The following is a 15083-nucleotide window of genomic DNA, read 5'->3' as shown; positions in this document are numbered from 1 at the left end:
CTAATTTAGGGCCCATAGCTCAGTTGGTTAGAGCAGTAGACTCATAATCTATTGGTCGAAGGTTCGAGTCCTTCTGGGCCCACCATATCTATCGAAAAAGCCTCATCAGTTAACGCTGATGGGGCTTTTTTGTATCTGCTAAATACGCTTTGTTTACATTCAGTAAATAAGACAGGGGGAATGATTGCAAATAGAGTGAAATTACGCCACTATTTGTATGTGCAAAAAACACGCATTGCTTGCGCGTAAATCGTCCCTATTCGCCCCCAAATTAGAGTGTCTGCTTTCACTATGATGAATAAATTTGCAGCTATCTGCGTGCTGATTTTATCTTCAGCCCTAACCCTGTGTTGGTATCCATTGGATATTATTAGTAAAACTCACCTCGTTGATACTCAGATTTTATTTTATGCTTTTTCATCGGCAGCGATATTGACAGTGCCTTTCTTGTTCAAGCAGGCTAATCAGTGGCGGCCACATGCACCGCTGCTCGTCATTTTTGCGATTATTAGTTCGATGGCGAATACCTTGCTCCAGTATTCGCTGTTAGAAGGTGAGTCACTTATTATTGTTAGCCTTATTTGTATAACCTTATCGAGCCTACTGTTATTTTCTAAAACCGAATCGATAATTACGTTAGATTTTTTGGTTATCATCCCAATAATTATATCGGCGATTATGGTACTTTTTCTTATAGGCGGTGGATTAAAAAATCACTGGACTGAGTGGTCCTCAGTGCTAGTTGGAGTCCTATTTTTCGGTCTACTACGTTTGGATTTATATAGTAGCGTGATTCCCTTAGGGAGTCGGTTGTCTGCAACTTTAATTGGCAGTACGTGGCTCATTGGAATGATAACTATATTTTCAGAGCGCTTTTCTAGTTATATTCAGGACAATGCGGTAGGTTTAAGTATTACTTATGGCTCTATTTTCTTAATACCTATCATGGCGTCTGTCTTGTATGTATTATCAGTTAAAAGAGTCAACTGTGTCTTGTTATGGTTGCCTTTAATGTTAATGGTTAACCTTTTTGGCTATTTACTTAATGAGGGTGCTGATGATATCACTAGTTATTTTTGGCTGTTGGGGGTGCTTAGTTTTGTAGTCATAGCGCAGATAGTAAGGTCGACTAATCAGCGCATCCCTTCGCCATAAATGATTGTCCAGTAAATGACTTTTGTTGTATGATTAATGCTCATATAATTTTTTTAAATGGTTTTATTTCCTTCCGATACGATTACTTATTTAAGGCAATTGTACCTACTTCTTTTAACATGGCTTTTTTATGTTTCTAACCCCTGTTGTTAATTTGTTTCAAACAATTGTTAATAAAACAGCAGTATCTGAAACAATACCAGCACTTCATAGCTGGGAGGGTTTAGCCTATGCTTGTGATAATAAAATAATAGTCACAGGTTACATGGCTCACAAGGTCGAAAGCGGATACAAGGTTCGTTTTGGTGGGATATCAGGTTTTTGTCCTCGCTACCGTTTTGACTTATGTGAATACGATGACGTTCCAGAAGTTTTTTTGAATAAGCCTTTGAAGTTTTACGTGTTAAGTGTTGATGAAGCAAACGATCACTTAGTTGTGTCTCGTATGGATGTCATTAAGGATACCTATTCTGATTACTTTGAAGGGCTGACTAAGGGGGAAGTCGTTCAAGGTGAAGTAAGTTCTATTTCTAATCGTTTAGTGACTCTAGATCTAGGAGGGGTGACTTGCCTGGTGTCACAAAATGAGGTTTCTTGGGGTGCAAACAGTCATGCCGATGATGCACTTACTGTCGGCGACAATGTTAGTGCCAAGCTTTTAAAAGTGGTTCCTAGCAAGGCTTATATTACCGCTAGTATTAAACAATTAGACGATAAACATTGGCAGCGATTTTACAAAACTTATACGGTAGGCGATGAAGTAAAAGTAACAATCAATAGTGTTGCTGACTTTGGTTATTTTGTTGTTTGTGAAGATTATATTGCAGGCATCCTTCATTGGTCAGAATTAAGCTGGAATGCACGAAGCCGACTCCAGGTGATGACTTTTGAGAGAGGTGATGTGCTTAGTGTTAAAATTAGCGATATCGATGCTGACAAGCAGCAAGTATCGTTTAGTTTAAAAGAGATGACTCCAAACCCTTCGGAAGTCGTATTTAAAGATTATGCCGTGGGAGATGTGGTAACAGGGGTGATACGCTCTAGAACTGATTTTGGTCTTTTTGTTGAAATTTCAGAAGGCTTTAATGGTTTATTACATTTTTCAAATTTGTCTTGGTTTACTAATTCTAAAAATAATCTAGTGAACTTTAGAGCGGGTTTGTCGATTACCTGTAAAGTGATTGATATCGATAAGAGTACTGGTCGTATTGGATTAGGGCTGAAGCAGTTATGCGAAAACCCTTTTTTAGAACAACCCTCGCCATATAGTTTAATTAAGCCACAAGAGTTTCCTCGGACTGTACGGGTGGCGGTGAGTTCTTTTTTTCAAGCTAATTGCCATAACCAGATTGTAGCTTTGTTGGATGAGGTGCAGATTAAAATGCGCCAACATATCAACCTCGAGATTGACAATATATTTTTTGATGAAGAGCAGGTAACAGTACCCGATATATTAATTGTTTTACTAAGTGATGATTACCTCGAGTCAGACACTTATAAAGCGTTAGAGTATTTTCTTTCGAAGCATGAAGGATTAGCGCCTTTAATATTACCTATAACTGCTGAGGAGCTTAGTGAAGAAACATCTGATCCATTTGCGGATTTGGCTTGGTTACCTGTGGACAGAAAGCCGTTCCATATGTGGCGTGTAAAAAGTGCTTATTGGGCAACTATCAATAAGGCACTGGTTAAAAGCATTCGTTATGCGGCTGGTCTCAAGTAATTTCACATTTTTTTTCGCTGATTGGCTTAGTACTATTGTCAAATGGCACGTTTGTCGCTAATCTTGAAGTGTAGATTGATCCGGCAAGTAAGGTCGTTTGAAAAATAGGTACGGGCTTTAAAAATTATAAATACCGTTTAGCTGATGCTGATTTTTTCTAAAAATTCGTAGTTAGTAGAATACATTATCCTTCTAAATTAACACTAATGAGACTTTCAATGAGCCAAAATAAGATTCGCAAAGCAGTCATACCCGTCGCTGGTCTAGGTACACGTATGTTACCGGCGACAAAAGCTATTCCTAAAGAAATGCTTCCAATTGTAGATAAGCCAATGATTCAATACATCGTCAATGAATGTATTGCCGCTGGTATAAAAGAAATCGTATTGGTGACCCACTCAAGTAAAAACTCGATCGAAAATCACTTTGATACTAGTTATGAACTTGAAGCGACACTGGAAAAACGTGTTAAGCGTCAGTTGTTAGATGAAGTTCGCTCTATATGCCCAGCTGATGTAACAATCATGCAAGTGCGTCAAGGTGTTGCAAAAGGTTTGGGTCATGCTGTTCTTTGTGCGGAGCCTTTAGTGGGTGATGAGCCGTTTGTAGTGGTTCTACCTGATGTGATTATCGATGAGTACCACAGTAACCTAAAAACAGAAAATCTTGCTGAAATGATGCGCCAGTTTGATGAGAATGGTGAGAGTCAGATCATGGTAGAGCCAGTTCCAATGGAGTTGGTGAGTGGTTATGGTGTTGCTGATGTTGGTGGGCATGATCTTAAAGCGGGTGAATGTGCACGTCTTGACCAAGTGGTTGAAAAACCACCCACTGATCAAGCGCCATCAAACTTAGCGGTTGTTGGTCGTTATGTGCTTTCTAAGAAAATTTGGGAACTGCTTAAATATACGCCTGTTGGCGCGGGTGATGAAATTCAGTTAACTGATGCGATTGCAATGTTGATGAAGGAAGAGCCAGTTAATGCATTCCACATTACAGGGAAGAGCCATGACTGTGGTTCTAAACTTAGCTATATGATGGCTAATGTTGAATACGGTTTACGTCACCCAGGTATCGGTGAGCGCTTTAAGAAAGCATTGTCAGAGTTAAAGTTGTAAACAAGCTTTTTTTATATAAGTCAGGTGGGCATAATATATTCATCAAATAATATGAAGAATAATTATGTCCATCGACCACCGCTTAGAAGATTTAACTCACTGGGTTCACCAAGAAAGGCCTACAGCGACACTTGAAGTTGCCTCCGCAGATGCTAGCTTCCGTCGTTACTTTCGCGTTCAGCAAGGTCAGTCAACTTGGGTTGCGATGGATGCTCCGCCGGATAAAGAAACACTCATTCCCTTTATAGACATTACCGAACGCTTATTAGCGCAACAGGTTAATGCTCCCGCCATTTTTCAACGCTCTCTTGAACAAGGCTTTCTATTACTCAGTGATTTAGGTAGCACGCCTTACTTACCTGAGTTAAATACAAAAACAGCTGATTCACTTTACCAAGATGCTTTTACTGCGCTACTGCAAATTCAACAAGCAAATGTCGAAGGCTTACCTTGTTATGACGACGCTTTATTACAGCGTGAAATGGATCTTATGCCTGACTGGTTCCTTGCTGAGCACTTGGGTATTACATTGTCTAGCGATGAGCAGAAAATGTTACAGGGCGTCTTTAATTGTCTAAAAGCGAATGCTTTAGAACAGCCTCAAGTATTTGTACACCGTGACTACCACTCACGTAACCTAATGGTGACAGTAGAAAACAACCCTGGTGTCATAGATTTTCAGGATGCAGTCTTAGGGCCTATCTGCTACGACTTAGTGTCACTGCTTAGAGATTGCTATATCTCATGGCCAGAGGCACGTGTGTATCAATGGGTGTCAGATTACCAAACGCGTGCGACGGAGCAGGGTTTAATGTCTGCTGTTAGCACGGATGTATTTATGACGTGGTTTGATTTCATCGGGTTGCAGCGTCACATTAAAGTGCTGGGCATTTTTGCTCGACTTAATCACCGTGACGGAAAGTCCGGCTACCTCAAAGATTTACCGCTAACACTGAGTTATGTGATTACAGTCACTAAGCGTTACCCAGAGCTATCTGATTTATTGACGATATTTGAGCGTTACGATATCGCAGAAAAAATTGGTACGGTGGAAATAGTAGCATGAAAGCAATGATTCTAGCGGCAGGACTTGGCTCACGCATGCGTCCTCTAACAGACCACTTACCCAAGCCTATGTTAGCGGTTGGTGGTAAGCCGCTGATCGTTTGGCACTTAGAGCGCTTAAAGCAATGTGGCTTTTCCGAGGTTGTTATTAATGTTGCCTGGAAAGGTGACAAGCTGATCGAGGCTTTAGGGGCAGGTGAGCAACTTGGACTGTCTATCCAATATTCTGATGAGAGAGAAGAGGGTGCTTTGGAAACAGCCGGTGGCATTATCAAAGCTTTACCATTATTGGGTGATGAGCCTTTCTTAGTGGTGAATGGTGATATCTGGTGTGACTACGACTTTCAAAGTGTTTCGCCAATGAAACAAGGTGACCTTTGTCATTTGGTCTTAGTGAATAATCCTCCGCATCATTTGGAGGGAGATTTTCAGTTAAGTAATGACCGTATTCAAAGTGTTGGTAGTGAGAAGCTAACATTCAGTGGTATTGGTTATTACCATCCAAAAATGTTTGAAGGCTTAGCTTATGGCAAGCAACCGTTGTTACCGATATTTAGAAAGGCAATGGATGCTGGGTTGGTGAGTGGGGAGAAGCATGAGCGTGTTTGGCAGGATATTGGAACACCAGAGCGTTTAGTCGCGTTAGATCAAGCGCTAATGGAAAACGCTCAGGCCGTTTGACCTGAGCGATAAATCATTTTAGAAGGTTTGAACTAAGCCTTCTGCTTGTACATCTGCATGATAAGACGAGCGAACCATTGGGCCACTTGCTACATGAGTAAAGCCCATTTCATAACCTGCGATCTCAAGCTCTTTAAACTCATCAGGCGTTACAAAACGCTCTACTGCTAAGTGATCAAGACTTGGTTGTAGGTATTGGCCTAGTGTCAGCATGTTGCAGCCATGATCAAGTAAGTCTTGCATCACAACTTTAACTTCATCTAACGTTTCACCCAGACCAAGCATTAAGCCTGACTTTGTTGGTACGTTAGGGTACATACCTTTAAAGCGCTTAAGTAGATCTAGAGACCACTGATAGTCAGAACCAGGACGTGCTTTCTTGTATAAGCGAGGAATTGTTTCCATATTATGATTGAATACATCAGGTGGTGATTTGCTCATAATCTCCAGCGCGATATCCATACGACCACGGAAGTCAGGTGTCAGTATCTCAATACTAAGCCCAGGGTTAAGCTTGCGTGCTTCTTCAATGCATTCAACGAAGTGAGCAGCACCACCATCACGAAGATCATCACGATCTACTGATGTAATAACGACGTATTTAAGTCCCATCGCTTTAATTGTTTCTGCCATGTTCTTTGGCTCATCCGCATCCAATGGGTTTGGACGACCATGACCAACATCACAGAAAGGGCAACGACGTGTGCAGATAGCACCCATAATCATGAAGGTTGCCGTACCCTTAGTGAAGCACTCACCTAGGTTAGGACAAGCCGCTTCTTCACAAACAGTATTTAACTTCTGTTCGCGTAAAATTTCTTTAAGGCGCTTAACTTCTTTTGTTGTAGGCGCTTTAGCACGAATCCATGAAGGCTTTCGCTTGATTTCGGTACTAGGTATCACTTTAATAGGAATGCGGGCAACTTTCTCAGCACCACGTAACTTAACACCCTGAGTGACCTTATTTGAATCTTTGCTCATATAACTAACCTACAACGGTAAGGTTTAAACGATGGCAGAGTATATCAAGCTTTGAAAGTCTGATGGGGAGAAGGAGGGGATTAAAGCATGATATTTTGTGAACGGCATGGATACATATTAGTAATGCCGCAAAGTAAATAAGGTTGAAACGTAATGACTTACGCTTCAACCCTTTAAAGATTGCTTTTAGTGAGTACGTCGAACAACAGTAACGACTGAACCAGCACGACGATTAAGCGCATCTGTTAATTCGCAGTCTGCTTTCTCAACTGCAGTGTGGTGACTATGGTCGCCATGACTGATCATCGGTACTTTGCTTGCAGTACGAACTTTGCTGAACGTTGCAGGTGTGATTGTTCTCTTTACGAACGAAGTAACAGGGCCAGCTCGACGATTTAATGCATCAGTTAGCGCGCAGTCTAGTTTTTCTGCTTCACTGTGGTGACTATGGTTACCATGTGCAATCATTTGAACTTTAGGTTGAGAAACGTAAACTGTACGGACAGGCTGGTGACTTACATTAGCTACTTTGCGGTAAGTTGGCGGCGTTGTTACGCTGCTAGCAACAGGTCCACGTCGACGCTCAGCAAGTTGACCAGCTTGAACACCTTTACGATAGCCTGCGTTATAGCAGTCTTTACAAGTAGCAGCACGGATCGTTGCGCCTTTAGTGCCCGCATTTACGATGCTATTTGTTCCACCGCCTGTGCAGTTAGCTTCAAAATATAACGTCGCTTTATTAGGTTCTGTATACAAGCCGCGGTTCTTCCACGCTTGAGGATTACCTTTATAATTGCGGATCACTTGAGCAGCCGAGTCACAAGTATATGATTGATTAGCAGTGGCTAATGTAGGAACGGTAGTGGCAAAAAAAGCCATTAGAGTAAAAATAATTGCAGTACTTAGTTTCTTCATAGTGACGTATCCGTACGTTTATTGTTAAGTTTGTGTTGCCAATGGCAAAACAGTGACGTTGGTTGCTACAATGCGGTTTTGCTTTGCGTACGGTTGATGCATAAACAACCCGCATTTGCACTTTTATCAATGACTGGTCTTTCGAGGCTATTGAGTAACAAATATGTCAGACAAAAACCAAACCACTCACTTCGGCTATGAAAACGTAGCCGTTGATGATAAGGCTACCAGAGTTGCTGAAGTTTTCCACTCAGTTGCTAATAAATACGACATTATGAACGACCTTATGTCAGGAGGCGTCCACCGCTTGTGGAAAAGGTACACAATTAACAAGTCAGGTGTAAAAAAAGGCGACACTGTTCTTGATTTGGCGGGCGGAACAGGCGATTTAGCCGCGAAATTTACCCGTCTTGTGGGTCCTACAGGCAAGGTCATTTTGTCCGATATTAACGAGTCAATGTTGGAGCAAGGACGAGAGCGTCTGACCAATATGGGCATCGCAGGTAATATCGAATATGTTCAGGCCGATGCCGAAGATTTACCTTTCGAAGACAATACATTTGACCTTGTAACGATGGCATTCGGTTTACGCAATGTGACTGAAAAGAAAAATGCACTTGAGTCGATATTACGTTGTTTGAAGCCGGGCGGAAAATTGATGGTGCTTGAGTTTTCAAAGCCTGTCGTGCCAGGTCTAAATGTTGTTTATGATCACTACTCATTCAAAATACTGCCTGCGGTAGGCAAGCTTGTAGCAAATGATGCTGACAGCTATCGCTACCTTGCAGAGTCTATTCGCATGCATCCTGACCAAGAAACACTAAAAGGAATGATGGAAGATGCTGGTTTTGACAAGGTGAGTTACCACAATATGACGGGTGGTATCGTCGCACTTCACACAGGGTATAAGTTCTAATGAAGCTACCGATGTCTTTATTATCGTTGGTTGAGTGCGCGCTAAATGGATTTTTACATTTAGATGGTGAAGCTTTCTCTCGTGAGTCTGCATTAGAGGGGAAAGTGGTTGCGCTACATATTAATGTATTAGACATCACGCTTTATTTTGACATTGCCGCTGACGATATTCAGGTGTTAGGTGAATATGGTGGCACGCCTGATGCGACGATCTCTGGCTCAGTTGCCGGCTTAGTACGATTAAGCCAAAGCGATGATAGTGCCAGTGCGATGCTTGAAAGTGACGTGGAAATACATGGCGATATGCGAGTGGCCGAAGCGTTTAGTCGTTTGTTGTCTGAAGCTTCTATTGATTGGGAAGAGATTCTCTCTAAATGGTTCGGCGACCCAGTCGCACATCAAACAGGCAAAGCAGTTCGCTTAAGTAATGGCTGGATCAAAGATAGTGTCGAGTCCATGAAAGAGAATACTTCTGAATACTTGAGTGAAGAAAGCCGAGTGCTCCCAGCTGAAGCAGAAGTTGAAATGTATATGGAAGACGTTGACGACCTACGTTTTGCGGTAGAGCGTTTAGAAGCACGACTTAAATTGCTAGAAGCTAGGCGTAAGGTATCGCCGGAAAAGGACTCTGACGCTTAATGAAACTGTTTTCTCAAGCTAAACGCGTGTTCATGATTACACGGGTAGCCATTCGTTACGGTCTAGACGATCAAGTACTCACGTTATTGAAGATTCCCGCTTTACAGACCTTATATAAGGTCATGCCATGGAAATGGAAAAAACGTGAGGCAACAAACCCCGCTGAAGGTTTACGCTGTGCATTAGAAGACTTAGGGCCTGTTTTTGTTAAATTTGGCCAAGTGCTTTCAACGCGTAGAGACATGCTCACGGAAGATTACGCGAATGAGTTAGCAAAGCTGCAGGATAAAGTGCCTCCTTTTCCTAGCGACCAAGCGATAGGGCTAATCGAAGCGAGCTTGAACCAAAGCGTTGATGAGGTATTTAAACGTTTTGATCGTGAGCCTTTAGCCGCGGCATCAATAGCGCAAGTCTATTCTGCAAGCTTGCAAGACGGTAAAGAAGTCGTTGTTAAAGTAGTTCGTCCAAACATTGAGAATATTATTCAGCAAGATATAGACCTCATGTTCTTGATGGCTAAGTTACTAAGCCGTATGAGTAATACAGGAAAGCGACTAAGACCTGTAGAAGTGGTTGCCGAGTACGAAAAAACTATTTTTGATGAATTGGATTTGCAGCGTGAAGCCGCCAATGCCAATCAACTAAGACGTAACTTTGAAAACTCACCTGACGTTTATATCCCAAAAGTATACTGGGATCATTGTGCGCCTAACGTTTTAGTTATGGAGCGTATCTATGGTGTTAACGGTGGAGACATTGAAACACTGAAGCGCAAAGGCACTAATATGAAAGTATTGGCCGAGCGTGGTGTGGACATCTTCTTTACGCAGGTGTTTAAGCACAACTTTTTCCATGCGGATATGCACCCTGGAAATGTGTTTGTAAATGCGGACAACCCTGATGACCCTAGTTATATATCGATAGACTTTGGAATTGTTGGTTCTCTGAGCCTGCAAGATCAGCGCTACTTAGCTGAAAACCTACATGCCTTTTTTAACCGCGACTATAAGCGTGTTGCCGAAGTCCATATAGAGTCAGGTTGGGTGCCAGCGCATACCAGTGTTGTTGAGTTTGAAGCGGCTATTCGTACAGTTTGCGAACCGATCTTTCAACTGACGTTTAAAGATATTTCTTACGGTAAGTTACTCTTACGTTTGTTCCAAACGGCTCAGCGTTTTGACATGGAAGTACAGCCGCAGTTGGTTCTATTACAAAAGACACTGCTTAATATAGAAGGGATGGGGCGTGACGTTTACCCTGATTTAGATTTGTGGGTTACCGCTAAACCGTTCCTTGAGCGTTGGATGGATGAGCAAGTCGGTCTGCGTGCGTTTGTTAAGAATGCCTCGAAAAACTTTCCCAAGTTTGTAGAGCAACTACCGAATATGCCTGTTACCTTGAATGAGGTAATCATGCAGTATCATCAAGAGCAGCGCGAGAAGTCGAATAAAGACTCTCAGCAGTCACTGTTATTGCAGCAAACAATTAAACAGTCGAACCAGCGTTTGGTAATGAGCATTGCGGGTGCGAGTTTATTGATTGCAGCGGTGATTGATAAAGGGTTAAGTCAGCAGCAAGAGCTGAGTACCTTAGGCTTTATGGTCGGTGGTATCGGTTTAGTTTTATTGTTGTTGGCACTGCTTAGAAAGTAAAATAGCGGACCTCATGTTAAATCACTCAGTCTGAAACCTTCTCAGACTGAGTTGACTCGCCCTTATAAGAAAGCCGTCACTCCATCCCACGTTAGCTTTAGTCCCGTCAAAAATAAGAACAAATACGCCAGCTTGAAGAATAACTCCTGCGACATACGTTTATGCAGGATGATCCCTAAATACACACCAATAAACGCAACTGGTAATAAGGTCAGTGATGTTTTCACATTAGTCATGCTTAGCTGACCTAAAAAGAAATAAGGAATTAGCTTAAGGTAATTGATCGATGTGAAGAACAGCACACTCGTACCTTGATATATCGACTTTTCTAACTTTAATGGTAATAGGTAGAAAGTAATCGGTGGCCCACCCGCATGAGCAACAAAACTCGTAAACCCTGAAATAGAACTCCAAAATGCGGCGCGTATTTTCGACGGTTCTTTTTTAGAGGCACTCAGCTTTAGCCAATGTTGTATGGTAAAACCAATCGCTAGCACTCCAATCATCAGTTTGATCGCATCCGCATTAAAATAATGGAAGCTGAGTGTGCCGACTAAAATTCCTGTAATTGCGCTTGGTATTAAACTTTTAAATAGTTCGCCATCCCATTTTTTCCAGAAAGCTTTCAGCGCGATCAAATCCATAATGCAAAGGATGGGTAACATAATCGCTGCGGCTAATACCGGGTCTATCGCCAGCGTCAGTATCGGAACAGCCACAACACCTAGGCCGCCACCAAAACCACCTTTTGATATACCGACAATTAAAACAGCTGGAATAGCCATCATATAAAAGAAAGGTTCGAAGAACATGAGCGTACCTGTGTGGGGGGATTTGAGCCGTTATTATCGTTACAACTTTGCAGTAAATCCAGTGACTTAGCTAATAATCAACATTATGTATTGCTGAAAATCACTGTTACAATGCGCCACCTCTAAATAGCTGTCACGGCAAGCGAACAATCATGCGAATAATACTAGCGCCGATGGAAGGTGTTGTGGACTACGAAATGCGAGACTTACTCACCCGAATTGGTGGTTATGATCGCTGTGTCACCGAGTTTGTTCGAGTGACTGAGCAGATCTTGCCGAACCGTGTGTATTACCGTTTTTCACCGGAGTTAAAAAATGGTGGGATGACACCTGCGGGCGTTCCTGTATACCTTCAGCTATTAGGGGGTGATGCTAAGTATATGGGCTTAAATGCGGCTCGTGCACAACGTTTAAACCCTCCGGGCATTGATATCAATTTCGGTTGCCCATCAAAGACTGTGAATAAAAGTGATGGCGGTTCGGTGCTTCTCAAAGAGCCGGAGCGTGTTGGTGCTATTGTTGCAGCGGTTCGTGATGCGGTTGACCCTAGTATTCCTGTGACGGCTAAAATTCGCCTAGGGTTTAGTCATAAGGACTTTGTTGCTGAATTGGCTGGTCGAATCGTTGCAGCTGGCGCGAATGAGTTATGTATTCATGCGCGCACCAAAGTAGAGGGCTATAAGCCACCTGCTTATTGGTCAGCAGTGAAACAAGTGACGGATAGTGTGGATATTCCTGTCATCATTAATGGTGAAATTTGGAATACTGAGCAAGCACGACAAGCTCAAAAAGAAAGTGGCTGTACTGATGTGATGTTGGGTCGTAGTGCGCTGACGTGTCCTGATCTGGCCTTGAGCATTAAAGCGGATCAGCAAGGTGAAGCTTACACCATGATGACATGGCCAGAGGTGATGGAGATGTTATTAGTGTATCTGCAAAACTCAGAAAACCGTCACCCACGTTTTGTGGGTAACCGTTCTAAGCAGTGGTTAGTATTTTTGCAAAAACGTTATCCTGAAGCGAGTGACTTGTTTCAACGCGTCAAACGCATGAAGGACGCTAAAGAAGTATTTGCTGAAATCGACGCGTATATGAAAACGATCTAACCTTCTTGAAGTAGTTCTTTCTGCTTTTTGACGTGAGAGTAAGCATCTAACGCACGAAGGCGAGTCGCTGCTAAATCAACCATCGGCTCAGGATAATCGAGTCTTGAGCGCACTACACTAGAAGCCAACCAAGGCTCGTGAATGGATTTGTTATCTAAGTCTTTCAGCTCTGGTACCCAGCGACGAATATATTCGCCTTCCTTATCGAATTTCTTAGATTGCGTAACAGGGTTAAACACACGGAAGTAGGGCGAAGCATCTGCACCGCATCCAGAAGACCATTGCCAACCTAGCGTATTACTCGCCAAGTCTGCATCAACTAATATATCTCGAAACCACGCTTCACCCAGTTGCCAATTGATAAGCAAGTTCTTGCATAAAAATGATGCGACTATCATGCGTACACGGTTATGCATCCAACCCGTGGCATATAACTCTCTCATACCTGCATCAATGATCGGGTAACCCGTTTGGCCTTTCTGCCATTTTTCTAGGTTTTCTGAAACGTCTTCAAGCCAAGGGAAGTTTTTAAACTGCGGGTACATCGCTTCGTGCTGAGTATCAGGGAAGTGATACATAATGTAGTAAGCAAACTCGCGCCAGATGACTTCTTTGATAAAGGTTTCAGTGCCACCATCAAGCTCATGTAACGGCGTTTCTTGGAGCGTCTGCCAAACGATTTGGCGCGGACTGATCTCTCCAAAATGTAAGTGCGGAGATAGCTGAGACGTACCAACAACAGCAGGTAAGTCACGTTTGTTTTTGTAATCAACACCACCCGAGCGAGCAAGGAACTCCGTTAATGTATTTTGTGCCGCGAGCTCACCTATCTTCCAATAACTTAGCATGTCAGCTGGCCAAGGTTTGTTGGGTAGCAAGTCTAACGACTTCAAAGTGACATTGCTTAGTGATGCCGTTGGCAGTGTTGGTATTTTAGAGGGCGTTGATACGGGTGGTTGCTCCAAACCTAACTGGGCAACTTGCCTCCAGTATGGAGTGTAAACACGGTAAGGCGTTCCATCCTTTTTCAGAACTTGCCAAGGCTCAAAAAACAACAGCGCGTTTTCACTTTGTGCGTGAATGCTTTGCGCTTTAAGTGCCGCTTTTATATTACTGTCGCGCTCAATCGCTTCTGGCTCATAACAACGATTCCATATGACCGCATCGATATCCGTTTTCTGACAAATGTCATTGATAACATCTAGAGCTACACCTTTAAATAACAACAGCTCACTGTCAAAAGTGGTCAGTTGTTTGTTGAGTGATTCTAAGCTGTGATGCAGCCAAGCTCGACTTGCCTCACCAAGCTGTGACTTCAAGTGTCCGTTATCATCTATGAAAATAGGAATTAACTGATCATAGTCTTCGCAGGCGGCCAAAAAACCAGGGTTGTCGCTAAGGCGTAGATCCTGTCGAAACCAAAAAATTGCTGTAGTCATTGTGGCCATTCCTAAAGGTAATGCAAAAAATCAAAAGCGGTATTAATTTCGATATATTACCGCGTTTTTTGTGTGTATGAATATTGCTTGATTTACAGCATGGTTTTTTAGCGAGATAACGTCATTAGAAATGTATTTAATTGTAAAGAGTGAAGCCATTTGGGTAGAGCGTGGCATAATTAGCTGGAATTCTTTTATCAGGTGCATAGGCATGAAAGTACAAGTTTGGGATCTATCAACACGCTTGTTCCATTGGATATTGGTCCTCAGTGTTGGTTTTTTAATTTTTAGCGGAAAGACGGGCAATCTATTTGATTGGCATCAAACGGCTGGAATTATTGTTTTAGCGCTATTGTTATATCGTTTGGTGTGGGGAGTGTTCGGAAGTACTACATCTCGCTTTAGTGATTTCATATATTCACCTTCCAAAATCATTGCTTACGCTAAAAACATGTTTAGTCGCAAGGCTGTGCCGCATGCCGGTCACAATCCTGTGGGCGGTTTAATGGTTGTCGTGATGCTAGGACTATTATTGTTTCAAGGTGTGACAGGTTTGTTTTCGACAGATGACGTGCTTGTCGAAGGTAAGCTGTATGGCTTAGTTGATGAAGATACGGCTGAATGGATGACGAGTCTACACCACCAGAGTTCGGAGCTTCTTATTCCAGTACTCGTTTTGCATATCTTGGCGATCATATTTTACCGTGTGTATAAAAAGCATGATCTAACTAAGGCAATGATTACAGGTAGTGCGGAGTTTGAAGAAAAACCAACGAAGTCTATTACCATGAAGCCGGCCATCATTGGTGTTGTTCTGCTAGCGGTCAGTTATGCGGTCATGTACTTCGGTTTAAACTTGTTCGGTTACTAACGTTTTTCAAG

At 42.5% G+C, this 15083-nt stretch carries 14 protein-coding genes and 1 tRNA gene; 11 read left to right on the top strand and 4 right to left on the bottom strand.

Going from position 1 to position 15083, the window contains the following annotated elements:
* Nucleotides 1-8 precede the first annotated feature (8 nt).
* The 6 genes from DKT75_RS16380 (at nt 9) to murU (ending at nt 5742) form a co-directional block, all read left to right on the top strand.
* Nucleotides 9-85 (top strand) — tRNA-Ile (locus DKT75_RS16380).
* A 206-nt stretch (nt 86-291) separates the two neighbouring features.
* Nucleotides 292-1155, top strand: coding sequence for a hypothetical protein (locus DKT75_RS16375; RefSeq protein WP_109824730.1), 864 nt, complete (start codon nt 292-294; stop codon nt 1153-1155).
* A 130-nt stretch (nt 1156-1285) separates the two neighbouring features.
* The gene (locus DKT75_RS16370) at nt 1286-2878 is read left to right on the top strand and encodes a S1 RNA-binding domain-containing protein (RefSeq protein WP_109824728.1); all 1593 of its coding nucleotides are present in this window, start codon (nt 1286-1288) and stop codon (nt 2876-2878) included.
* Between the two features lie 218 nt (nt 2879-3096).
* Nucleotides 3097-3996 carry a UTP--glucose-1-phosphate uridylyltransferase GalU gene (gene galU / locus DKT75_RS16365; RefSeq protein WP_109824726.1) on the top strand — a complete coding sequence of 300 codons (900 nt, stop codon included), beginning with the start codon at nt 3097-3099 and terminating at the stop codon, nt 3994-3996.
* A 64-nt stretch (nt 3997-4060) separates the two neighbouring features.
* Nucleotides 4061-5062 (top strand): aminoglycoside phosphotransferase family protein, encoded by a 1002-nt coding sequence (locus tag DKT75_RS16360; RefSeq protein WP_109824724.1) that lies wholly within the window; start codon nt 4061-4063, stop codon nt 5060-5062.
* Nucleotides 5059-5742, top strand: coding sequence for an N-acetylmuramate alpha-1-phosphate uridylyltransferase MurU (murU, locus tag DKT75_RS16355; protein WP_109824722.1), 684 nt, complete (start codon nt 5059-5061; stop codon nt 5740-5742). Before DKT75_RS16360 ends, murU begins: the two co-directional genes overlap by 4 nt.
* Nucleotides 5743-5760: 18 nt before the next feature.
* On the opposite strand, the gene lipA is transcribed toward murU, so the two are convergent.
* Both lipA and DKT75_RS16345 read right to left on the bottom strand, forming a co-directional pair.
* Nucleotides 5761-6723, bottom strand: coding sequence for a lipoyl synthase (gene lipA / locus DKT75_RS16350; protein ID WP_109824720.1), 963 nt, complete (start codon nt 6721-6723; stop codon nt 5761-5763).
* A gap of 186 nt (nt 6724-6909) precedes the next feature.
* Complete coding sequence (locus DKT75_RS16345) at nt 6910-7638, bottom strand: hypothetical protein (RefSeq protein ID WP_109824718.1); 729 nt, start codon at nt 7636-7638, stop codon at nt 6910-6912.
* Between the two features lie 163 nt (nt 7639-7801).
* Here DKT75_RS16345 and ubiE point away from each other — a divergent pair, with 163 nt between their 5' ends.
* From ubiE to ubiB, 3 genes are read left to right on the top strand one after another with little or no spacing between them, the layout of a single operon-like run.
* The gene (gene ubiE, locus DKT75_RS16340; protein ID WP_109824716.1) at nt 7802-8554 is read left to right on the top strand and encodes a bifunctional demethylmenaquinone methyltransferase/2-methoxy-6-polyprenyl-1,4-benzoquinol methylase UbiE; all 753 of its coding nucleotides are present in this window, start codon (nt 7802-7804) and stop codon (nt 8552-8554) included.
* Nucleotides 8555-8565: 11 nt separating this feature from the next.
* Nucleotides 8566-9192, top strand: coding sequence for a ubiquinone biosynthesis accessory factor UbiJ (locus DKT75_RS16335; RefSeq protein ID WP_158278897.1), 627 nt, complete (start codon nt 8566-8568; stop codon nt 9190-9192).
* Entirely contained in the window at nt 9192-10844 is a 1653-nt protein-coding gene (gene ubiB / locus DKT75_RS16330) for a ubiquinone biosynthesis regulatory protein kinase UbiB (protein WP_109824712.1), read from the top strand. Before DKT75_RS16335 ends, ubiB begins: the two co-directional genes overlap by 1 nt.
* 62 nt (nt 10845-10906) lie before the next feature.
* Here ubiB and DKT75_RS16325 read toward each other — a convergent pair whose 3' ends face one another.
* On the bottom strand, nt 10907-11656 hold the full coding sequence (locus DKT75_RS16325) for a sulfite exporter TauE/SafE family protein (protein WP_109824710.1): 750 nt from the start codon (nt 11654-11656) through the stop codon (nt 10907-10909).
* A 152-nt stretch (nt 11657-11808) separates the two neighbouring features.
* Here DKT75_RS16325 and DKT75_RS16320 point away from each other — a divergent pair, with 152 nt between their 5' ends.
* The gene (locus DKT75_RS16320) at nt 11809-12762 is read left to right on the top strand and encodes a tRNA dihydrouridine synthase (RefSeq protein ID WP_109824708.1); all 954 of its coding nucleotides are present in this window, start codon (nt 11809-11811) and stop codon (nt 12760-12762) included.
* Here DKT75_RS16320 and DKT75_RS16315 read toward each other — a convergent pair.
* A complete protein-coding gene (locus tag DKT75_RS16315) occupies nt 12759-14201 on the bottom strand; it encodes a cryptochrome/photolyase family protein (RefSeq protein ID WP_109824706.1) in 1443 nt (480 codons plus the stop codon). The two genes, DKT75_RS16320 and DKT75_RS16315, sit on opposite strands and share 4 nt — an antisense overlap.
* Before the next feature lie 211 nt (nt 14202-14412).
* On the opposite strand from DKT75_RS16315, the gene DKT75_RS16310 reads away from it, so the two are divergent.
* Nucleotides 14413-15072 (top strand): cytochrome b/b6 domain-containing protein, encoded by a 660-nt coding sequence (locus tag DKT75_RS16310; RefSeq protein ID WP_158278896.1) that lies wholly within the window; start codon nt 14413-14415, stop codon nt 15070-15072.
* The last annotated feature ends 11 nt before the right edge of the window (nt 15073-15083 follow it).

The organism is Leucothrix arctica, from assembly GCF_003172895.1.
Lineage (GTDB): Bacteria > Pseudomonadota > Gammaproteobacteria > Thiotrichales > Thiotrichaceae > Leucothrix > Leucothrix arctica.
The sequence above is the reverse complement of the archived record's forward strand: the minus strand, read 5'-3'. Positions and strand labels throughout refer to the sequence as shown.